This is a genomic window from Rhizobium sp. 62_C5_N11_2, assembly GCF_051811185.1.
In the GTDB taxonomy this organism is placed as follows: domain Bacteria; phylum Pseudomonadota; class Alphaproteobacteria; order Rhizobiales; family Rhizobiaceae; genus Rhizobium; species Rhizobium leguminosarum.
Genome location: NZ_JBPWPW010000001.1, coordinates 2825067 through 2846560, shown reverse-complemented (window position 1 = coordinate 2846560; position 21494 = coordinate 2825067). Strand labels below are relative to the sequence as shown.

The following is a 21494-nucleotide window of genomic DNA, read 5'->3' as shown; positions in this document are numbered from 1 at the left end:
AGACCATGAGCAAAGGCATCGTGCTGCTTGCCGCCGGGGGAACCGGCGGCCATGTGTTTCCGGCGGAGGCGCTGGCCTTCAAGCTGAAGGAGCGCGGCTATTCGGTGCATCTCGTCACGGACAGCCGAGCCGAGCGTTATGCCGGAAAGTTCCCGGCCGAGGAGATCCATGTGGTGCCGTCGGCGACGATCGGCTCGAAGAATCCGGTTGCCGTGGCCCGCTCGCTGTGGACGCTCTGGAGCGGCATGCGGGCCGCAAAGAAACTGATCCAGCGGCTGCAGCCGGTCATCGTCGTCGGTTTCGGCGGTTATCCCACCGTGCCGCCGCTGCTTGCCGCTACCCGGCTCGGCGTGCCCTCGATGATCCACGAGCAGAACGCCGTGATGGGCCGCGCCAACAAGGCCTTAGCAACCCGTGTGCAGGCCATCGCCGGCGGGTTCCTGCCGGAGGGCGGTGCCGCCTTTCCAGACAAGACGGTGACGACGGGTAATCCGGTCCGCCCGGCGATCATTGCCGCGGCCGAGGTGCCTTATACGCCGTCGCATCCGGGTGAGGCCTTCAACCTCGTCGTCTTCGGTGGCAGCCAGGGCGCGCAATATTTTTCCAAGGCGCTGCCGACGGCGATCAGCCTGCTCGACGACGCGCTTCGCGTGCGCCTGCGCATCACCCAGCAGGTGCGTCCCGAGGACATGGAGATGGTCAGCGGCTGCGTCGCCAAGCTGGAGATGGGGGCCGATATCGCACCCTTCTTTACCGACATGGCCGAGAGGCTGGCGAGGGCGCATCTCGTCATCTGCCGTTCGGGCGCCTCGACGGTTTCGGAAATCTCCGTCATCGGGCGGCCTGCCGTGCTCGTGCCTTACCCGCACGCTCTCGATCACGACCAGGCGGCGAATGCGGCGGCACTCGCTGCGACCGGCGGGGCGAAGGTGATTGCCCAGTCAGAGCTTTCGCCGGAGAAGATCGCGGCGATCCTGACGGCTGTCATGAACGATCCGGAAAAGCTTTCGCACATGGCGGCGGCAGCGAAACTCGCCGGGAAACCCGACGCAGCAAACTTGCTTGCCGACATGGTTGAGGCTATTGCCGCCGGACGGACAATTGCGGAATTCAAGAGGACACGCGCATGAAACTGCCGAAGACGATCGGTCTCGTCCATTTCATCGGCATTGGCGGCATCGGCATGAGCGGTATTGCCGAGGTGCTGCACAATCTCGGCCACAAGGTGCAGGGATCGGACCAGGCCGACAGTGCCAATGTCCAGCGCCTGCGCGACAAGGGCATCGAGGTATTCGTCGGTCACCGAGCCGAAAACCTGGGCGAGGCCGAAGTCGTGGTCGTCTCGACGGCGATCAAGAAGAGCAATCCGGAGCTCATCGCCGCGCGCGAAAAGCTGCTGCCGGTGGTGCGCCGTGCCGAAATGCTGGCCGAGTTGATGCGCTTCCGCAATGCGATCGCCATCGGCGGCACGCATGGCAAGACGACGACCACCTCGCTGGTCGCCACACTGCTCGAAGCCGGTGGGCTCGACCCGACCGTCATCAATGGCGGCATCATCAATGCCTACGGCACCAACGCCCGCATGGGCGAGGGCGAGTGGATGGTGGTCGAGGCCGACGAATCCGACGGCACCTTCCTCAAGCTTCCGGCCGATGTCGCCGTCATCACCAATATCGACCCGGAACATCTCGACCATTACGGCAATTTCGACGCCGTGCGCGCCGCCTTCCGGCAGTTCGTCGAGAACGTGCCGTTTTACGGCTTCGGCGTCATGTGCCTCGACCATCCCGAGGTGCAGTCGCTGGTCGGCCGCATCGAGGACCGCAAGATCATCACCTATGGCGAGAACCCGCAGGCCGACGTGCGCTTCAAGAATGTCCGCATCGACGGCACGCGCTCGATCTTCGACGTCGAAATCCGCCGCCGCCGCACCGGCCAGGTGATCGAGCTCAAGGGGCTGGTCATGCCGATGCCCGGACGGCATAATATCTCCAACGCGACGGCGGCGATTGCCGTTGCCAACCGGCTCGGCATATCGAGCGCCGATATCGCCAAGGGGCTTGCTTCCTTCGGCGGCGTCAAGCGGCGCTTCACGCTGACCGGCGAATGGAACGGGGTGCAGATCTTCGACGATTACGGTCACCATCCCGTCGAGATCAAGGCTGTGCTGCGCGCTGCCCGCGAATCCTGCAAGGGGCGCATCATCGCGGTCCACCAGCCGCACCGCTATAGTCGTCTTGCGAGCCTGTTCGAGGAATTCGCCGCCTGCTTCAACGATGCCGACAGCATCTTCCTGGCACCTGTCTATGCAGCGGGGGAGGATCCGATCGAGGGTATCGATTCCGTGTCGCTGGTTTCGCGCATAAAATCCGGCGGCCATCGCGACGCCCGCTTTCTCACCTCGGCGGAGCTTTTGCCGCAGATGGTCGCGGAGGTTGCAAAGCCTGGCGATTTCGTGGTTCTGTTGGGGGCTGGGAGCATCACATCCTGGGCAGCGGCGCTGCCCAAGCAACTGGAAGGCCTATCGGGAAAGTCCGTATGAAACAGGTGAATGGGGAAAAGCTTCTCGCGTCTCTCGGAGAGGGTGTAAAGGATATCCGCGGCCGTATCACGCCGGATGCCCCGATGGACCGCGTCACCTGGTTCAGGGCCGGCGGCCTGGCTGAGCTGATGTTCCAGCCGCATGACATCGACGATCTCATCGCCTTCCTGAAGATATTGCCGGAAGAGGTGCCGCTGACGGTGGTCGGCGTCGGCTCCAACATCCTGGTGCGCGATGGCGGCATTCCCGGCGTCGTGCTGCGCCTGTCGGCCAAGGGGTTCGGCTTCGTCGAGCTCGCCGGCGAAAACCGCATCCTGGCCGGCGCCATCTGCCCTGACAAACATGTGGCGGCGATGGCGATGGACAACGGCATCGGCGGCTTCCATTTCTTCTACGGCATTCCCGGTGGCATCGGTGGCGCGGCGCGCATGAATGCCGGGGCCAATGGCGTGGAGACGCGCGAGCGGCTGATCGAAGTCCATGCGGTCGACCGCAAGGGCGACAAGCATGTGCTTTCCAATGCCGAGATGGGCTATTCCTACCGGCATTCGACCGCATCGACAGATCTGATCTTCACCTCCGTGCTGTTCGAGGGCTATCCGGAAGAGCGCGCGCAGATCCGCGCCGAGATGGACGCCGTGCGCAATCATCGCGAGACGGTGCAGCCGGTGCGTGAAAAGACCGGCGGGTCGACCTTCAAGAACCCCGCCGGCCATTCGGCCTGGAAACTGATCGACGAGGCAGGCTGCCGCGGCCTCGTCATCGGCGGAGCGCAGATGTCGTCGCTGCACTGCAATTTCATGATCAACATGGGGCAGGCGACCGGCTACGACCTCGAATATCTCGGCGAACAGGTGCGCCGCGAGGTCTTCGAAAAAGACGGCATCAAGCTCGAATGGGAAATCAAACGTCTCGGCGTCTTCATGCCCGGCCGTGAGGTGCACCCGTTTCAGGGTGTGACGAGCGAGTAACGGTTACTTCACCGCAAGCTTCAGGCCTTCGCGCGGCGTGACCAGGGGCGACCAGCCAAGCACGTCGCGGGCACGGGATATGTCGACCTGGAGGGAGCCACAAAGACGTTGGTAGACGGCGTCCTTTCCCGTGACTCTCGCGCCCATCTGCAACAAGGCGGGGGGAAAGGGGAGCAGCATCGGTTTGACACCCAGCCCTGCGGCAATCCCTTCAATAAGCCCTGGAGTCGAAAGATCTTCTCCATCGCCTGCGAGAAAGGTCTCGCCGGCTGCCTCGGGATGCTTCATCCCGGTGATGATCAGATCGATGAGATTTGGAAGCGCGACCAGTGTTCGGCGGTTCTTCAGCGACGCGAAGGGGAGCGGTATCTTCTTCCGGACAAGTCCGACGAGCAGGGCGAAATTGCCCCTCGCGCCGGGTCCATAGACGAGCGGCGGGCGAATGACGACGACCTCCACGCCTGTTCGGGCGGCGATTTCATGCAGCCCGATTTCAGTTTCCAGCTTCGAGATGCCATAGGGATCGATCGGCATTGGCGTATCGTCGTGCCGGAAGGGCCGATCGTTCTCCTCACCGTTGACCTTGATGCTGCTGATGAAGACGAACCTTTTTACGCCCGCGCGGGCGGCCTGCTCGGCGAGGTTCAACGTCGCGGCGGTGTTAATCCGCCGAAACTCCGCAAGCGGATCGGCTGCGCGGTCGTTCATGATGTGTACACGAGCGGCGAGATGGACAATGACATCAACACCCTCGAGAACTGCTGCCCAATCGGTTTCGCTTGTTATCTCGATGGGGAAATGCCGCACAGATGTCGGGAAGCTGGCGGCTGCAGATCGCGTCGTCACCGCAAGCTCGCATATCCGTTCTCTATGCAGTCTTTCGACGAGAGGCCCACCGACAAAGCCGGCTGCGCCGGTAATGAGGCTTCGCATGATCTGTTCCCCGTTTTGCCGTGAGTGTTCCGGTTAACCGGAAGTGCTCACGGCATCAATAAAAAAGCCGCGACGGTGGCCGTCGCGGCTTGTTGTTGACTTGCTACTCGAGGTTCAGACTTCCTCGCGGCCCGACAGCCGGATGCAGACCAGCGAGATCACCGCCGAGGCGGCGAGGTAGTAGCCGACATAGTCGAGGCTGTAATGGGTGGCGAGCCAGGTGGCGATATAAGGAGCGAGCGAGGCGCCGAAGATGCCACCCAGATTGAAGGTCATAGAGGCGCCGGTGTAGCGCACCATGGTCGGGAAGGGCGCGGCAAGGGCAGCGCCGATCGGACCGTAGGTGAAGCCCATCAAGGCGAGGCCGATGATCGAGCACAGGAAGGCGCCTGTGAGACCGCTGGTCAACAGCGTCGCGTAGAAGAAGCCGAAGATCGCGATGGCAATCGTCGTCAGCGTCAGGATGGTGCGGCGCGAATAGAGATCGGAGAGCCAGCCGGAGAGCGGGATCGTCAGGCCGAAGAAGACGACGCCGACAAGCTGGACGACCAGAAACTGTTCTCTCGTATAACCGAGCCCACCCCTTTCCAAGGGTGTCGTGCCCCAGGAGAGCGTGAAGACCGTCATGAGGTAGAACAGCACGAAGGTCGCGACGGCAATGAAGGTGCCGAGGATCAGGCTGCGCAGATGACCGCGGAAGACCACCTCGATCGGCACGGCGACGCGCTCGTGCTTTTCGACGGCTTTGCGGAATTCCGGCGTCTCAGCAATCTTCAGGCGGACATAGAGGCCGACGGCGACGAGGGCGAGGCTGGCGATGAAGGGAATGCGCCATCCATAGTCGAGGAAATCCTCGTTGCTCATCGTTTCCGCCAGGATGAGGAAGAAGCCGGAGGAAAGGATGAAGCCGATCGGCGCGCCGAGCTGCGGGAACATGGCGTACCAGCTGCGCTTGCCGGGAGGAGCGTTTTCGGTGGCAAGCAGGACGGCGCCGCCCCATTCGCCGCCGAGGCCGAGGCCCTGACCGAAGCGGCAAAGCGCCAGCAATAGCGGCGCGGCGATGCCGATCGCATCATAGCCTGGCAGCATGCCGATCAAGACGGTCGAAAGCCCCATCGTCATCAGCGCGGCGACGAGCGTCGCCTTACGGCCGATGCGATCGCCGAAATGACCGAACACGACGGCGCCGATGGGGCGGGCGAAGAAGGCGATCGAGAAAGTGACGAGCGACTGCAGCGTTGCGGCGTTCGAATCGCTTGCCGGGAAGAAGAGATGCGGGAAGACGAGGACGGCTGCCGTCGCATAGACGTAGAAGTCGAAGAATTCGATGGTGGTGCCGACAAGGCTGGCGACGAGGACGCGAGCCGGGGAATTGACTTGCGCGCTGTTCGAGGCAGGAGTCGGCGATGCGGAGATCGCGTCTGTCATTTTCAATCCAATCAGTATTTTTATGAATCGCCTTGGGAGGCCGGCGGGTCTTAACGCAATTTCAGGCCTGAGAAAACGTCTCCTTGCGCCGCAGGTACCGCATCTCCACCCGCTTCTCGATCCTTGCGTGAAGCTTGCCGCGGCAATGTCCGCGCGCTTGACCGGAATCGAATTGTAACGGATTCACTTAAACTCTTGGTTGAGGTTAAGGAGGCGCGCATGCAAAAGAGTCTAGTTGCCGAGTTTCTCGGCACGTTCTGGCTGGTCTTCGGCGGATGCGGCAGCGCCGTGCTGGCCGCGGCCTATCCCGAGCTTGGGATCGGTTTTGTCGGCGTGGCCTTTGCGTTCGGTCTGACCGTGCTCACCATGGCCTATGCCGTGGGCGGCATCTCAGGCGGTCATTTCAATCCCGCCGTCTCCCTCGGCCTAACTGTTGCCGGACGGTTTCCCGCGGCGCGCCTCGTTCCCTATGTCGTCGCGCAGGTTGTCGGCGCCATCGCCGCGGCGGCGCTGCTTTATCTCATCGCCAGCGGCAAGGCGGGTTTCGAACTCGGCGGCTTTGCCGCCAACGGATATGGCGATCATTCCCCGGGCGGTTATTCACTGCTTTCGGCGCTGCTGATCGAAGTGCTGCTGACCATGTTCTTCCTGATCATCATCCTGGGATCGACCAGCAGCCGGGTGCCTGCCGGCTTCGCGCCGCTTGCGATCGGCCTCGGACTGACGCTGATCCATCTCGTTTCTATCCCCGTGACGAACACCTCGGTCAATCCGGCGCGTTCCACCGGCCAGGCGCTTTTCGTCGGCGGCTGGGCGCTGCAGCAGCTCTGGCTGTTCTGGATTGCGCCGCTTGCGGGTGGGGCGCTTGGCGGGCTCGTCTGGAAATTCCTCGACGACGCCGACTGACTACAGGACATCGAACTATCCCATTGAGCCCGCGCGGTTTTTCCGCGCGGGCTTTTCTGTTTCCACGGAACGATGGGCACCTTCGCTCCGACACTCCCGAAGGCGCGAAGGTTAAAAAATCATGGGCGCGGCAATATGGAGTTAACGAAAGTAAACACTTCATTAACCATAATGATGCTCTAATGCACCCAGGTCGGACAAAGGCCTGAAACGGCGCAGACAGCTTCGCGCAAGCGTCGATTTCGAAAATGAAAGTTATTTTTGGGGGTGTTGATGAGTCGCAAGCATGTCGCTGTCCTGATGGGCGGATTTTCCTCGGAAAGGCCCGTCAGCCTTTCCTCGGGAAAGGCTTGCGCAGAAGCCCTCGAGGCGGAAGGCTTCGACGTGACGCGCATCGACGTGGCGCGCGACGTTTCCGAGAAACTTGCCGCGCTGAAGCCCGATGTCGTCTTCAATGCGCTTCACGGCCCGTTCGGCGAGGACGGCACCATTCAGGGCATCCTCGAATATCTCGAAATCCCCTATACGCATTCGGGCGTGCTTGCCTCGGCGCTGGCGATGGACAAGGCCAAGGCGAAGCGTGTCGCTGCCGCCGCCGGCATTCCGGTCGCCGAATCGCAGGTGGTCAACCGTTTCGCCTTTCCCTCGACGCATCCGATGAAGCCGCCCTATGTGGTGAAGCCCGTCCGCGAGGGGTCGAGCTTCGGCGTCGTCATCGTCACGGAAGATCAGGCGCATCCGCCACAGATCGTCAGCTCGCCCGAGTGGCGTTACGGCGAGGAGGTGATCGTCGAGCGCTATGTTTACGGTCGCGAGCTCACCTGCGGTGTCATGGGCGAAACGCCGCTCGGCGTCACGGAAGTGGTGCCACAGGGACACAATTTTTATGATTACGACTCCAAGTATGCGGCGGGCGGTTCAAAACACGTCATCCCCGCGAAAATTTCACCGAATATTTACCAAAAAATACAAACATTGTCCCTAAGGGCGCATCAGGCAATCGGTTGTCGCGGCGTCAGTCGGTCCGACTTTCGTTACGACGATCGTTTCTCCGAAGACGGCGAAATCATCTGGCTGGAGGTCAATACCCAGCCAGGTATGACCCCAACCTCGCTCGTGCCCGAAATGGCCGGTCATGCCGGCTATTCGTTTGGTCAGTTTCTCCGGTGGATGGTGGAGGACGCGTCTTGTTTGCGTTGACAGTCAAGAGGATTGGGCGCCCCAGCCATCATGCCGTGCTTCCGATCATGGAAGCCGAAGAGCGGTTCGTGCTGCCGCGTCCACTGCGCCGCGTCACGCGCTTCCTGATCAGCCTCTGCAGCGGCCGTATCCATATTCCTGTTCATACGGGTACGGTCTCGGCGCTCGCCTTCCTGGCTGCGACGGGGTTTTACGGTATGTCGCTTGGCGGCCACACCGAAGCTGTCGCGCAGGCGACGACGACGGCGGCGGGTTTTGCGATCGAGGACGTCAAGGTCTCCGGCAATTCGGAGACCTCCGAAATCGAGATCCTGCAGCTGATCGGCCTTGACGGCACGACCTCGCTGGTGGCCCTCGACGTCGATGCCGCCCGCCGGAAGATCGCGCATCTTCCCTGGGTCGAAAGTGTCGAGGTCCGCAAGATCTATCCGAAAACGATCGAGGTGAAGCTCAAGGAGCGCCAGGCCTATGCGATCTGGCAGCACGGGCAGGAGCTTTCCCTGATCGAGAAGAACGGCAGCGTCATTGCACCGCTGCGCGACAACAAGTTTTCGGCGCTGCCGCTCGTCGTCGGCCGCGATGCCGAAACGGCGGCGGCTTCGCTCGACGACGCCTTCTCGAAGTGGCCCGACGTGAAGGCCCGCGTGAAGGCCTATGTCTGGATATCAGGCCGTCGCTGGGACCTGCACATGGACAATGGCGTCGTCGTCAAGCTGCCGGAAGATGGCATCGACCAGGCACTGGCGACGCTTTCGAAGTTCGACAAGGAGCACCAACTCCTGGAGCGGGACATTGCCGCAGTCGATCTCCGACTGTCCGACAGAACCGCCATCCAGCTGACGCCGGAGGCGGCGGTCCGCAGGCAGACGGCAGTGACGGAGCGTATGAAAGAATTGAAGAAGGCGGGGCAAAATATATGAGCTTGTTCGGTTCATCCCATTTCGGATTGCCGCGCCTGAAGCCGCTTTCGTCGAAGCGGTCACATGTCGTTTCGGTGCTCGACATCGGCTCGACCAAGGTCGTCTGCATGATCGGCCGGCTGACGCCGCGCGAGGAAAGCCAGATCCTGCCGGGTCGCACGCACAATATCGAGATCATCGGCATCGGCCACCAGCGTTCCCGCGGCATCAAGACCGGCGTGATTGCCGATCTCGACGCGCTGGAAGGCGTCATCCGCCTTGCAGTCGACGCGGCGGAGCGCATGGCGGGACTGACCGTCGAGAGCCTGATCGTCAACCTGACGGCTGGCCGGCTCGGCAGCGACATCTACACCGCGACGATCGATCTCGGCGGCCAGGAAGTAGAGCTCAACGATCTGAAGAAGGTGCTGTCGGCCGCTTGCCAGCAGTCGCTGCGCCAGGACCGTTCGGTGCTGCATTCGCTGGCGACCGGCTTCTCGCTCGACGGCGAGCGCGGCATCCGCGATCCGCTGGCGATGTATGGCGATGCGCTCGGCGTCGACATGCATGTGGTGACGGCGGAGCGCTCGGCGCTGAAGAACCTCGAACTCAGCGTCAATCGTGCGCATCTGTCGGTCGAGGGCATCGTCGCCACGCCCTATGCATCGGGTCTTGCAGCTCTCGTCGACGACGAGGTCGAACTCGGCTGCGCGGCGATCGACATGGGCGGCGGCACGACGACGATCTCGGTCTTTGCCGAAGGCAAGCTCGTTCATACGGACGCCGTCGGCCTCGGCGGCCATCACGTCACCACCGATCTGGCGCGCGGCCTTTCGACCCGCATCGAGGATGCGGAGCGGCTGAAGGTCGTGCATGCCTCGGCGCTTTCGAATTCCTCCGACGAGCGCGAGCTGATCTCGATCCCGCCGATCGGCGAGGACGATCGCGACCAGCCGTCGCAGGTGCCGCGGGCACTGGTTTCGCGCATCGTATCGGCGCGAATCGAGGAGACAATGGAACTGATCCGCGACCGTATCCAGCGCTCAGGCTTCAGCCCGATCGTCGGCAAGCGTGTCGTGCTGACCGGCGGGGCGAGCCAGTTGACCGGCCTTGCCGACGTGGCGCGGCGCATCCTTGCCCGCAACGTCCGCATCGGCCGTCCGATGGGCGTCTCGGGGCTGCCGACGGCTGCCAAGGGTCCGGCCTTTTCGACGGCCGTCGGCCTGATGATTTATCCGCAGGTCGCGGACATGGAGACACATGCGTCACAGAGCGGTCTGCTCATGTCGCTTGGAGGAAATAACAGCCGCATAGCCCGCATGGGCCAGTGGCTGAAGGAAAGTTTCTGAAATTGAGTAATTGGCCGGCGTGGCGATGCGGCCAGAGAGAGAAGGAACAGGTACCATGACCATCAAGCTGCAAAAGCCTGACATCACAGAGCTGAAGCCGCGCATCACCGTGTTCGGCGTTGGCGGCGGTGGCGGCAATGCCGTCAACAACATGATCACCGCCGGCCTCCAGGGCGTCGACTTCGTCGTCGCCAACACGGATGCGCAGGCGCTGACGATGACGAAGGCTGAGCGCATCATCCAGCTCGGCGTCAACGTCACCGAAGGCCTCGGTGCCGGCTCGCAGCCGGAAGTCGGCCGCGCGGCCGCCGAGGAGTGCATCGACGAGATCGTCGATCACCTGAACGGCACGCATATGTGCTTCGTCACCGCCGGCATGGGCGGCGGCACCGGCACGGGCGCTGCGCCCGTTGTCGCGCAGGCGGCCCGCAACAAGGGCATCCTGACGGTCGGCGTCGTCACCAAGCCGTTCCATTTCGAAGGCGGGCGCCGCATGCGTCTGGCCGAGATGGGCATCCAGGAACTGCAGAAGTCTGTCGATACGCTGATCGTCATTCCGAACCAGAACCTCTTCCGCATTGCCAACGACAAGACGACCTTCGCTGATGCCTTCGCCATGGCCGACCAGGTTCTCTATTCGGGCGTTGCCTGCATCACCGACCTGATGGTTAAGGAAGGCCTGATCAACCTCGACTTCGCCGACGTCCGCTCGGTGATGCGCGAAATGGGCCGCGCGATGATGGGCACCGGCGAAGCCTCCGGCTCCGGCCGAGCGCTGCAGGCAGCAGAGGCTGCGATTGCCAACCCGCTGCTCGACGAAACCTCGATGAAGGGCGCCCAAGGCCTGCTGATCTCCATCACCGGCGGTCGCGACCTCACCCTCTTCGAAGTCGACGAAGCCGCGACCCGCATCCGCGAGGAAGTCGATCCTGACGCCAACATCATCCTCGGCGCCACCTTCGACGAATCGCTCGAAGGCATCATCCGTGTCTCGGTCGTCGCAACCGGCATCGACCGGGCGATGAACGAAGCCGCCGAGCGGAACCTCCAGCCGGCAGCAAGGCCCGCTATCCGTCCCTCCGCGGCTGTTGCTCCGGCAGCGGCCGCAGTTCAGCCTGCCCCCGTGATGCAGGCACCGAAGGCCATGGATCCGATCGCGCAGACCATCCGCGAAGCCGAGATGGAACGCGAGCTCGAAATTCCGGCCCCGCGTGCTGCCGCACCGCTGCAGCAGCCCGTAGTACAGCAGGAAACCTTCCGTCCGCAGAGCAAGATCTTCGCGCCTGCACCGGAAGCTCCGGCAATGCGTCCGGCCCCGGTGCAGCAGCAGGCTCCGGCGCCCGTCATGAGCCAGCCTGTCATAAGCCAGCCGGTTCAGCAGCAGCCGGTCCGGCAGGAGCCGACCATCCGCCAGGCGCCCGAACCGGTGCGCATGCCGAAGGTCGAGGATTTCCCGCCGGTCGTCCAGGCCGAACTCGACCACCGCACGCAGCCGGCTTCCGCGCATGCGGCGGAGGAGCGCGGTCCGATGGGCCTGCTCAAGCGAATCACCAATTCGCTTGGCCGCCGCGACGACGACGCCGTTGCCGCCGATATGACCGCCGCACCGCCGGCCGCTTCGCAGCAACGCCGTCCGCTGTCGCCTGAGGCAAGCCTCTACGCACCGCGTCGCGGCAATCTCGACGACCAGGGCCGGGCAGTTCCGCAGGCCCGGATGATGCAGGAAGACGACCAGCTGGAAATCCCGGCATTCCTGCGTCGCCAGTCGAATTGAGTGCGTGCTTCGGCACCGTTCATGCCCGGGATCAAGGTCCCGGGCATTGCTGTTTTTCAGCCCGTGATTCGCGAGCAATTTCAATTGCGTGACTTCGTAACAAAGCGAAAGAAACAGTGATTTGGATTGGAGCGCCGGCGCACGTAAGTATGGTGCAAGGAAACTGCACTAGGAGACCTTTCGACAGGCTCCTTGTGCAGAATGAACGATGACCGTGCCGATCGGACAGACCGCCGGTACGGAAGAATAAAGGCAGAATTTATGGCAATTGGCTTGCTGGGTTTTCAAACGACGGTATCGCGTCCGGTGACGCTTTCGGGCATCGGGGTGCATTCGGGCGCTAACGTCTCGATCACCCTGAACCCGGCCGAATCGGACACCGGCGTCATTTTCCAGCGCCTGCATGACAATGGCGACATCACCGAACTGAAGGCCGTCTCCTCGCAGGTCGGCAATACCGACCTCTGCACAGTCCTCGGCTTCTCTCCCGCCCATTCGGTCGCGACGATCGAGCATGTCATGGCCGCCGTCTATGCGCTCGGCCTCGACAATGTGGTGATCGAAGTGCAGGGCTCCGAAATGCCGATCATGGATGGCAGCTCGCTGCCCTTCGTTGAGGCGATCGAGCAGGTCGGTCTCGTCTCGCTCGGCGTCAAGCGCCGCTATATCCGTATCACCAAGCCGGTGCGGATCGAGCATGGCGGCTCCTGGAGCGAATTCCGCCCCTATGACGGTACGCGCTTCGAAGTCGAGATCGATTTCGACTGCCCGCTGATCGGCCGGCAGAAGTGGGCCGGTGACATGACCGCCGCCGTCTTCAAGGCCGAGCTTTCCCGCGCCCGCACCTTCGGGTTCATGCGCGATGTCGAGCGCCTCTGGGCGTCGGGCCATGCGCTCGGCTCCTCGCTTGAAAATTCCGTCGTCATCTCGGACGACAACACCGTCATCAACGTCGAAGGGCTGCGTTACGCCAAGGATGAATTCGTCCGCCACAAGACGCTCGATGCCGTCGGCGATCTGTCGCTTGCCGGTGTCCAGTTCATCGGTTGCTACCGTTCCTATCGCGGCGGTCACAAGATGAATGCCAATGCGCTGAAGGCGCTGCTCGCCGATCCTTCCGCCTACGAGGTTGTGGAGACGTCGACGCCGCGCCAGCGTGTCGCTGCCCGCGAACTGATTGCAGTCAGCGCTTCGGAATTCGCTCCCTGGTCGGCATGACCTCCAGCATATTCTCAAGACCAGGCCGCCTCTTTCCCGGAGGCGTTTTTTTTATGTCCGGCCATATCTGCGGCAATAAACCGATGCTTGGCCGCCACAGGTCGGGAAGAAGTTGAAAAGCCGATCATTCTGCGGCTGCTGCCACAAAAATGCGTTAATGCCTTATCATTGCGTTGCTCTTGATGCACATTTGTGGCTAGAAACGCCAGCGAGGCGTGGCTGCCGTGGAGAGAGCGGCAGCAGTGGGGTTCTTTCGAATGGGTTATGCAGGATCTGAAGGTATGATGAAGACAGCGCGCGCTTTGTTCGCATCGCTTCTGGTGCTCAGCGCAGGCGCCTCGATCTCCGGTTGCCAGTCGGATCCCGACATCGACATCACCAAGCTCGGTCTCGAAACCGATCCGCCTGACGTGCTCTACACCCAGGGTCTTGCCAATATGAAGGCCGGCAACATGGCGGAAGCGGCGCGCAAGTTCGACGCGATCGACCGCGAGAACCCGTTCTCCGAATGGGCGCGCAAAGCGCTTGTGATGAGCACCTTCGTCAAATACCGCCAAGGCCGTTTGGACGACGCGCTTGCATCGGGCAACCGCTACATGTCGCAATATCCGAAGTCCCAGGATGCTGCCTATGTGCAGTATCTCATCGGTCTCACCTATTCCAAGCAGATCGTCGACGTGACGCAGGACCAGCGCGCCTCGGCCAAGACGATCGAGGCGATGCAGGCCGTCATCGACAATTATCCGAACTCCGAATATGTCGACGATGCACAGGCCAAGATTCGCTTCGCGCGCGACCAGCTCGCCGGCAAGGAAATGCAGATCGGCCGCTACTACATGGAGCGGAAGGAATATCTCGCCGCGATCTCGCGCTTCCGCATCGTCGTCGAGAAATATCCGAATACGAACCAGATCGAAGAGGCCTTAGCGCGTCTCGTCGAAGCTTATTATTCCATGGGCATCGTCGACGAGGCGCAGACAGCCGCTGCCGTTCTCGGTCACAATTACCCCGACAGCCAGTGGTATGCTGATTCCTACAAGCTGCTGCAGAGCGGCGGTGCCGAGCCGCGTGAAAACAAGGGCTCGTGGATCGCAGCAGCGGGCAAGAAACTTCTTCTCGGTTCCTGAGGCCAATGCTGATCCAGCTTTCGATCCGCGATATCGTCCTGATCGAGCGGCTGGATCTTGCCTTCGAGACCGGCCTCTCCGTGCTGACGGGCGAGACCGGGGCGGGCAAATCCATCCTGCTCGACAGCCTGTCGTTGGCGCTCGGTGGGCGCGGCGACGGCGACCTGGTGCGCCACGGCGAGGATAAGGGCCAGGTGACGGCGGTGTTCGACGTCGGCATGGAACACGGCGCCCGCATACTCCTGCGTGAAAATGGCATCGACGACGAGGGCGACCTGATTTTCCGCCGCCAGCAATCGGCGGACGGGCGCACCAAAGCCTATGTCAACGACCAGCCGGTCAGCGTGCAGCTGATGCGCCAGGCCGGGCAGATGCTGGTCGAAATCCATGGACAGCACGACGATCGCGCCCTTGTCGACACCAATGCCCACCGCACCCTGCTCGATGCCTTCGCCGGCCTCACCGACGAGGTTTCAGAGGTCTCCAGGCTCTATCGGCTGTGGCGCGACAGCGAGCGGACGCTGAAGAAGCACCGGGAGAAGGTGGAAAGCGCGGCGCGCGAAGCCGACTACCTGCGCTCGTCGGTCGAGGAACTCGAGAAGCTCTCGCCGCAGGATGGCGAGGAGGAAGAGCTCGCCGATCGCCGGCAGAAGATGATGAAGGCCGAGCGAATCGCCGGCGATATCGCCGAGGCGTCCGAATTCCTGAACGGCAATGCCTCGCCGGTGCCCCATATCGCCTCGCTGGTGCGCCGGCTGGAGCGTAAGAGCCATGAGGCGCCGGGACTGCTCGAAGACACCGTGACGCTGCTCGATGCCGCGCTCGATCAGCTTTCCAACGCGCAGATGGAAGTCGAGGCGGCACTCCGCAAGACCGAATACGATCCGAGAGAGCTGGAGCGGGTGGAGGAGCGGCTTTTCGCGCTCAGGGCCGCCTCGCGCAAATATTCCGTTCCCGTCACCGAACTGCCGGCGCTTGCCGTGCGCATGATCGCCGATCTTGCCGATCTCGACGCGGGCGAGGAGCGGCTTGCGCGGCTCGAAGCCGAGGTTGGCCTCGCGCGGGAAAATTACGATGCAGCGGCGCGCTCACTGTCCGACAAGCGCCATCATGCCGGCACCGCACTGGCCGGGGCTGTCATGGCCGAGCTGCCGGCGCTGAAGCTCGAACGGGCCCGTTTCATGGTCGAGATCAGCACGGATGCGGGGGAGGCGGCGGCCGAAGGCATCGACGTCGTCGAGTTCCATGTCCAGACCAATCCGGGCACGCGGCCGGGCTCGATCATGAAAGTCGCTTCGGGCGGCGAACTCTCGCGTTTCCTGCTGGCGCTGAAGGTGGCGCTCGCCGATCGCGGATCGGCCCCGACGCTGGTCTTCGACGAAATCGATACCGGCGTCGGCGGTGCTGTGGCCGATGCGATCGGCCAGCGGCTGAAGCGGCTGTCGGAGCGGGTGCAGGTGCTGTCGGTTACGCATGCGCCGCAGGTCGCGGCACGGGCTGCGACGCATCTCTTAATCTCCAAGGGGCCGGTGGCCGACGGTTCGGAAAAGATCGCCACCCGCGTCGCGACGATGGCGCAGAAGGACCGTACCGAGGAGATCGCCCGTATGCTGGCCGGGGCTTCGGTCACCGAAGAGGCGAGGGCGGCGGCGAAGCGGCTGCTTGCCGGCAACGGCTGATCGCCAAGCGACGGCGAGCGGTGACAAGCGTTCCGCTTCGCGTTATGCGCAATATCCCCGATCAGAGGCGATCCCTTGCCATGCGCCTTTTCCATTTCAGCGATAATCCCGATATTGCCGTGTTCGAACCGCGCCCGGTCCGCACTCCCTCGATTCGCCCGACCGGCCGGGAATGGCTGAACGGTCCGCTGGTCTGGGCGATCGATGCCGATCATGACTTCATGTATCTCTATCCGCGCGACTGCCCGCGGATCCTGATCTGGGCGACACCCGAGACGCGGGAGGCCGAGCGGCGGCGCTGGCTCGGGGATTACCGGGGCGCGGCCTATGTCGAGCGCCATTGGTTGGAAAGGCTCTCGACAGAGACGATCCATCGCTACGAGCTTCCGGCTGACAATTTCGAGGATCTGGATGATGCGGGCATGTGGGTGGCCCGCAGACGCGTTGTTCCCACCGAGCGCACCGCCATCTCGCGGCTCGACCGGGAGTTTGCGCCGCGCGGGGTGGAGCTCAGGGTGGTCGATAGCCTGCAGCCGTTGAAGAGCCTCCGGAACACCGGCCTGCATGTCAGCGGCATCCGGCTGCGCAATGCCAGGGATTGGGAATAGGCCGGGCAACCGACCTTCCTTTCGCAGGATATGTGGTCTCCCTTTTCATCCAGAAATTTTGCTCTAAAAACAATCCAGATTTCTGACCAGATTCTCTGGAGTGATGTTCCATGTCCACCGAAGGTTCCGCCGTCGACACGTTGACGATCGAAGAGGCTGCCGCCGAGCTTGAACGGCTGGCAAAGGAGATCGCGCATCACGATGCGCTCTACCACGGCAAGGACCAGCCGGAGATTTCGGATGCCGATTACGACGCGCTGAAGCGCCGCAATGATGCGCTCGAGGCGCGCTTTCCCGAGTTGATCCGCGAAGACAGCCCATCGCGGCATGTCGGTGCAGCGCCCTCCGTCACCTTCTCGCCCGTCATCCACGCGCGGCCGATGCTGTCGCTCGACAACACTTTCTCGCAGGAGGACGTGCAGGATTTCGTCGCCGGCGTCTATCGCTTCCTCGGCCGGCTGCCCGACCAGTCGATCGCCTTTACCGCCGAGCCGAAGATCGACGGTCTTTCGATGTCGATCCGTTACGAGAATGGCAGGCTGGTGACGGCTGCAACGCGTGGCGACGGCACGACGGGGGAGAACGTCACCGCCAACATCCGGACCATCGCCGAGATCCCCAACGAGCTGCCGAAGGGCGCGCCCGCGGTCGTGGAGATCCGCGGTGAAGTCTATATGGCCAAGAGCGATTTCCTGGCGCTGAACCGGCAGATGGAGGCGGAGGGCAAGCAGACCTATGTCAATCCGCGCAACACCGCGGCCGGATCGTTGCGCCAACTCGACGCCAAGGTGACGGCGAGCCGCAAGCTGAAATTCTTCGCTTATGCCTGGGGCGAGATGTCGGAGATGCCCGCCGACACACAGTTCGGTATGGTGCAGACCTTCAAGGACTGGGGTTTTCCCGTCAATCCGCTGATGAAGCGATTGAACTCGGTCGCCGACATCCTGGCGCATTATGACGAGATCGGCCTCGAGCGCCCGGATCTCGACTACGACATCGACGGCGTCGTCTATAAGGTCGACAGTCTCGAGCTGCAGGCTCGTCTTGGCTTCCGCTCGCGTTCGCCGCGCTGGGCGACGGCGCACAAGTTTCCGGCGGAGCAGGCCTTCACCGAGGTCGAAAAGGTCGAGATTCAGGTCGGTCGCACCGGGGCGCTGACGCCGGTGGCGCGGCTGAAGCCGATTACGGTTGGCGGCGTCGTCGTCACCAATGCGACGCTGCACAACGAGGATTACATCAAGGGCATCGGCAATAGCGGCGAGCGCATCCGACCGGAGGAACACGATATCCGTGAGGGCGATACCGTCATCGTTCAGCGCGCCGGCGACGTCATTCCGCAGATCCTCGATGTGGTGATGGAAAAACGCGCGGCCGACGCCCGGCCATACGAATTCCCGAAGACATGCCCGGTCTGCGGTTCGCATGCCGTGCGCGAGGTCAACGAGAAGACCGGCAAGATGGATTCGGTGCGCCGCTGCACCGGTGGCTTCATCTGCCGGGCGCAGGCGACGGAGCATTTGAAGCACTTCGTTTCGCGCAACGCTTTCGATATTGAAGGGCTCGGTTCGAAGCAGATCGACTTCTTCTTCGAAAACGACGACGCGTCGCTGCAGATCCGCACCGCGCCCGATATCTTCACGCTGGAGAAGCGCCAGCAGCAATCGCTGACCAAGCTGGAGAATATTGACGGTTTCGGCAAGGTCAGCGTCGGCAAGCTCTATGCGGCGATCAACGAACGGCGCAGCATTGCGCTCCACCGCTTCATCTACGCGCTCGGCATCCGTCACGTCGGCGAGACCACGGCGAAGCTGCTGGCGCGCTCCTATGGCACCTATGCCGCCTTTGAGACGGCGATGCGGGAGGCCGAGACGCTTGCCGGCGACGCCTGGAACGATCTCAACGCCATCGAGGGCATCGGCGAGGTCGTGGCGCGGGCTATCGTCGAATTCTACAAGGAGCCGCGCAATGTCGAGGTGATCACCCGGCTTATCGAGGAGGTGACGCCCGAGGAGGCCGAGCAGCCGGTGACGACAGGCAGCCCGGTCGCCGGCAAGACCGTGGTTTTCACCGGCTCGCTGGAAAAGTTTACCCGCGACGAGGCGAAGGCGAGGGCGGAGAGCCTCGGCGCCAAGGTGGCGGGATCGGTCTCCAAGAAGACCGACATCGTCGTCGCCGGCCCAGGTGCTGGCTCCAAGCTCGACAAGGCACGCGAGCTTGGCGTGCAGACGATGGACGAGGACGAATGGCTGGCACTGATCAGCGGGTGAGGGGCTGACGGCAAGCCGCCAGCCCGTTTTCTCATAGCCTGAGCCGCGCCATCCCATAGGCGTCGACATACTCCCCGGATCGAAAGCCGAAGGCCCTTAGCAGGCCTTCCCGTTCGAAGCCGAATTTCCGGTAGAGGCCGATGGCGACATCGTTGTCGGTGTAGACGGTCAGTTCCAGCCGTTTGATATCAAGCCAGTCGTCGGCGGCGTCGACCATCGCGCCGAGCAGGATCCGTCCGAAGCCGCGGCCGGTGAAATCGTCATGCACGCCCATGCCGATACTGGCGACGTGCTGCCGACGGCCGGAGAGGCGGTTGAGGCCGCCATTGCCGACGATCTTGCCATTTTGGGTGACGACGAGGTTGAGCGCGCCTGGCGACGGGATTTCCATGTGCTTGCGAACCTCCTCGACCCGCTGGTAGGGCGGCCTCAAGGTGCCGGCCCTATAGCCCGGCAGATTTATGAGATCCGTGATCTCCTCCGCATCGGACAGGCGGACGGCGCGCACCAGGACGCCATCCGGCAGGCGCGCTCGGCCGCGAGGTTCATTCTCTTCGTTTTCGGACATTCATGCTCTCCATCGGTGTCAGGAGGAGAGCCGGTTTCCGAAAACCCTGCTCGCCTCGGCAGGGTTTCGGGATGATGATCGGATCGCTGCTAACGCGCCATCGCTCCCGCGTACCCTTCAAGGGTCGTGGTGTGATGGATAAGCGCTGCCATGGTCACGGAACTGATCATGGCGGCAAGTTTCGATATGGGGGTTAAAAAGTCAACCATGCGTCGTGTCGAATTTGCGCGGCCGGAAGCGGGGCGGTATTCCTGTTCCTGAAGAAACGATTCGGGTTGCTGATTTGAAGACCATCGCGATTGACTTCGAGACGGCGAACGAACAGCGCGGCAGCGCCTGTTCCGTCGGCCTTGCCTGGATCGAGGAGGGCAGGGTCACGCGCGTCGAAGAGCGACTGATCCGACCGCGGGAGATGCGCTTTTCCGGGATGAACATCGCAATCCATGGCATCCGGCCGGAGCATGTCGAGGACGCGCCCGAGTTTCCCGAGGTGATGGACGAGTTCGAGGAGGATTTTCGCGGCGCGACGATGATCGCGCACAATGCTTCCTTCGATTTCAGCGTCTGGCGGGCGAGCCTCGATCTCTACCGGCAATCCTATCCGGAGCTTACCTATCTCTGCAGCCTGAAGATGGCGCAACGAATCTGGCCGCATTTCCTCTCGCACCGTTTGAACCTGATCGCCGAGCATCTCGGCCTGCGTTTCGTGCACCACAACGCTGCCGAGGATGCTGTGGTCTGCGCGGCCGCGGCGATCGAGATGGCGAAAGCCGTCAAGGCCAACGCCGTTCACGCGATACCGGCGCTGATCGGCATGAGGCCCGGCCGGCTGACTGCGCGGGCCTACGAGCCCTGTACCTGCCGGAAAGGCTGATTCCTTCCACGAGCCCCATTTCTTGCAAAGCATGGGTGCATGCTTATCTAAAATGCGGATTATTCAGGGAGCCGCCATGTCCAGACTGCGCAATCTTCTCCTCGCCGCCTTTTCCTTCGCCGTCCTTTCCGCAGGCGCTGCCTCAGCCGAAGTCGTCGGCAAGGTCGGGGTCGACTGGATCGGCAACGACATCATTGTCGAGGCGGTCTCCGACCCTGAGGTCAAGGGCATCACCTGTCACGTCACCTATTTCGATCGCAGCTTGATCGACCGGTTCAAGAACGGCAACTGGTTCGAGGACCCGTCCAATAATTCCATCGCCTGCCGGCAGACCGGGCCGATCGAGATCGGTAGTATCGATCTGTCCAAGGATGGCAGCGAGGTGTTCCGCCAGGGCATGTCGCTGATCTGGAAGACGCTGGTCGTCAACCGCATCTACGATAAGACGAACGACACGCTGATCTATCTCGCCCATTCGCGCGAACTGACCGACGGCTCGGCGAAGATGTCGATCTCGACCATTCCGCTCTATGGGCAGAACGTTGTCTGGAAGAATGGGAAGCCGCAATAGAGCTTCTGCTGTGAGATATTTGGAAAGAGCGCTGCTTCCCTTTTTCTCTCATTGCAAAATCAAAAAGGCCCGGACGAGCCGGGCCTTCGAATTCCAGATATGGATAGCCCTCAGGCGGCCTGCGTCAGTTCGTCGGCAATGACCGTGTCGAGATTCAAGAAGCAGACCATGGTCTTTTCGAGCGCGACGATGCCGCGGCAGAAGGCGCGCTGGGCTTCCGGGATGATTTCCGGCGGCGGCTGCAGATCTTCGCTCTTGATGGTCATCATGTCGGAAACCTGCTCGACCAGCAGACCGACCAGCTTGCCCGCAATGTCGGTGACGATGATCGCCGAGCGCTCGGAGGGCTCGGTCATCTTCATGCCGAGGCGGCAGGCCATGTCGATGACGGGGATCACCGCACCGCGCAGGTTGATGAGACCCAGCACATAGGGCGGGGTGTGCGGCATCGGCGTCACCGGCGCCCAGCCGCGGATTTCGCGGATGGCCATGATGTCGATGCAGAACTCCTGGTCGCCCAGGTGGAACGAAACGATTTCGAGATAAGCGCCCGACTGCTTGATGGCGTTGTTGTTCATGG

Annotated in this window: 19 protein-coding genes; 15 read left to right on the top strand and 4 right to left on the bottom strand. The window is 62.5% G+C overall.

The genetic code is table 11. From position 1 onward, the window contains the following. The first annotated feature begins 5 nt into the window (after window positions 1-5). From murG to murB, 3 genes are read left to right on the top strand one after another with little or no spacing between them, the layout of a single operon-like run. On the top strand, window positions 6-1130 hold the full coding sequence (murG, locus tag AB8B31_RS14345) for an undecaprenyldiphospho-muramoylpentapeptide beta-N-acetylglucosaminyltransferase (RefSeq protein ID WP_130652769.1): 1125 nt from the start codon (window positions 6-8) through the stop codon (window positions 1128-1130). After that, on the top strand, window positions 1127-2542 hold the full coding sequence (gene murC / locus AB8B31_RS14340) for a UDP-N-acetylmuramate--L-alanine ligase (protein ID WP_018446549.1): 1416 nt from the start codon (window positions 1127-1129) through the stop codon (window positions 2540-2542). The genes murG and murC overlap by 4 nt, the downstream gene beginning before the upstream one ends. After that, window positions 2539-3513: a UDP-N-acetylmuramate dehydrogenase gene (gene murB, locus AB8B31_RS14335; protein ID WP_018242859.1), complete on the top strand. Its 975-nt coding sequence runs from the start codon at window positions 2539-2541 to the stop codon at window positions 3511-3513. The genes murC and murB overlap by 4 nt, the downstream gene beginning before the upstream one ends. Window positions 3514-3516: 3 nt before the next feature. Here murB and AB8B31_RS14330 read toward each other — a convergent pair whose 3' ends face one another. Beyond that, complete coding sequence (locus AB8B31_RS14330; RefSeq protein WP_130652768.1) at window positions 3517-4446, bottom strand: UDP-glucose 4-epimerase family protein; 930 nt, start codon at window positions 4444-4446, stop codon at window positions 3517-3519. Between the two features lie 114 nt (window positions 4447-4560). Further along, window positions 4561-5874: an MFS transporter gene (locus AB8B31_RS14325; RefSeq protein WP_130652767.1), complete on the bottom strand. Its 1314-nt coding sequence runs from the start codon at window positions 5872-5874 to the stop codon at window positions 4561-4563. A gap of 195 nt (window positions 5875-6069) precedes the next feature. Here AB8B31_RS14325 and aqpZ point away from each other — a divergent pair, with 195 nt between their 5' ends. From aqpZ to ligA, 10 genes are all read left to right on the top strand, one after another. Then, a complete protein-coding gene (gene aqpZ / locus AB8B31_RS14320; protein ID WP_281032805.1) occupies window positions 6070-6780 on the top strand; it encodes an aquaporin Z in 711 nt (236 codons plus the stop codon). A gap of 273 nt (window positions 6781-7053) precedes the next feature. Beyond that, window positions 7054-7980 (top strand): D-alanine--D-alanine ligase, encoded by a 927-nt coding sequence (locus AB8B31_RS14315; protein ID WP_018242855.1) that lies wholly within the window; start codon window positions 7054-7056, stop codon window positions 7978-7980. Further along, window positions 7968-8900 (top strand): cell division protein FtsQ/DivIB, encoded by a 933-nt coding sequence (locus tag AB8B31_RS14310; protein WP_130652766.1) that lies wholly within the window; start codon window positions 7968-7970, stop codon window positions 8898-8900. Before AB8B31_RS14315 ends, AB8B31_RS14310 begins: the two co-directional genes overlap by 13 nt. Next, window positions 8897-10228 carry a cell division protein FtsA gene (ftsA, locus tag AB8B31_RS14305; protein ID WP_003561012.1) on the top strand — a complete coding sequence of 444 codons (1332 nt, stop codon included), beginning with the start codon at window positions 8897-8899 and terminating at the stop codon, window positions 10226-10228. Before AB8B31_RS14310 ends, ftsA begins: the two co-directional genes overlap by 4 nt. 55 nt (window positions 10229-10283) lie before the next feature. Further along, window positions 10284-12002 (top strand): cell division protein FtsZ, encoded by a 1719-nt coding sequence (ftsZ, locus tag AB8B31_RS14300; RefSeq protein WP_105006763.1) that lies wholly within the window; start codon window positions 10284-10286, stop codon window positions 12000-12002. Between the two features lie 261 nt (window positions 12003-12263). Then, the gene (lpxC, locus tag AB8B31_RS14295; RefSeq protein ID WP_018446543.1) at window positions 12264-13220 is read left to right on the top strand and encodes a UDP-3-O-acyl-N-acetylglucosamine deacetylase; all 957 of its coding nucleotides are present in this window, start codon (window positions 12264-12266) and stop codon (window positions 13218-13220) included. A gap of 257 nt (window positions 13221-13477) precedes the next feature. Next, complete coding sequence (locus AB8B31_RS14290) at window positions 13478-14347, top strand: outer membrane protein assembly factor BamD (protein WP_018242851.1); 870 nt, start codon at window positions 13478-13480, stop codon at window positions 14345-14347. Between the two features lie 5 nt (window positions 14348-14352). Further along, window positions 14353-16026, top strand: a complete 1674-nt coding sequence (gene recN / locus AB8B31_RS14285; RefSeq protein ID WP_130652765.1) for a DNA repair protein RecN — start codon at window positions 14353-14355, stop codon at window positions 16024-16026. An 80-nt stretch (window positions 16027-16106) separates the two neighbouring features. Beyond that, window positions 16107-16634: a DUF6886 family protein gene (locus AB8B31_RS14280; RefSeq protein WP_113542719.1), complete on the top strand. Its 528-nt coding sequence runs from the start codon at window positions 16107-16109 to the stop codon at window positions 16632-16634. Window positions 16635-16744: 110 nt separating this feature from the next. Then, window positions 16745-18901, top strand: coding sequence for an NAD-dependent DNA ligase LigA (gene ligA, locus AB8B31_RS14275; RefSeq protein ID WP_130652764.1), 2157 nt, complete (start codon window positions 16745-16747; stop codon window positions 18899-18901). Between the two features lie 31 nt (window positions 18902-18932). Here the strand turns inward: ligA and AB8B31_RS14270 are convergent, their stop codons facing one another. After that, window positions 18933-19469: a GNAT family N-acetyltransferase gene (locus tag AB8B31_RS14270; RefSeq protein ID WP_130652763.1), complete on the bottom strand. Its 537-nt coding sequence runs from the start codon at window positions 19467-19469 to the stop codon at window positions 18933-18935. 283 nt (window positions 19470-19752) lie between these two features. Between AB8B31_RS14270 and AB8B31_RS14265 the strand changes: the two genes are divergently transcribed. Beyond that, entirely contained in the window at window positions 19753-20343 is a 591-nt protein-coding gene (locus AB8B31_RS14265) for a 3'-5' exonuclease (protein WP_028732831.1), read from the top strand. Window positions 20344-20419: 76 nt separating this feature from the next. After that, complete coding sequence (locus AB8B31_RS14260; RefSeq protein WP_130652762.1) at window positions 20420-20914, top strand: CreA family protein; 495 nt, start codon at window positions 20420-20422, stop codon at window positions 20912-20914. Window positions 20915-21024: 110 nt separating this feature from the next. On the opposite strand, the gene AB8B31_RS14255 is transcribed toward AB8B31_RS14260, so the two are convergent. Further along, window positions 21025-21492: a chemotaxis protein CheW gene (locus AB8B31_RS14255; RefSeq protein WP_017965084.1), complete on the bottom strand. Its 468-nt coding sequence runs from the start codon at window positions 21490-21492 to the stop codon at window positions 21025-21027. Between the last annotated feature and the right edge of the window lie 2 nt (window positions 21493-21494).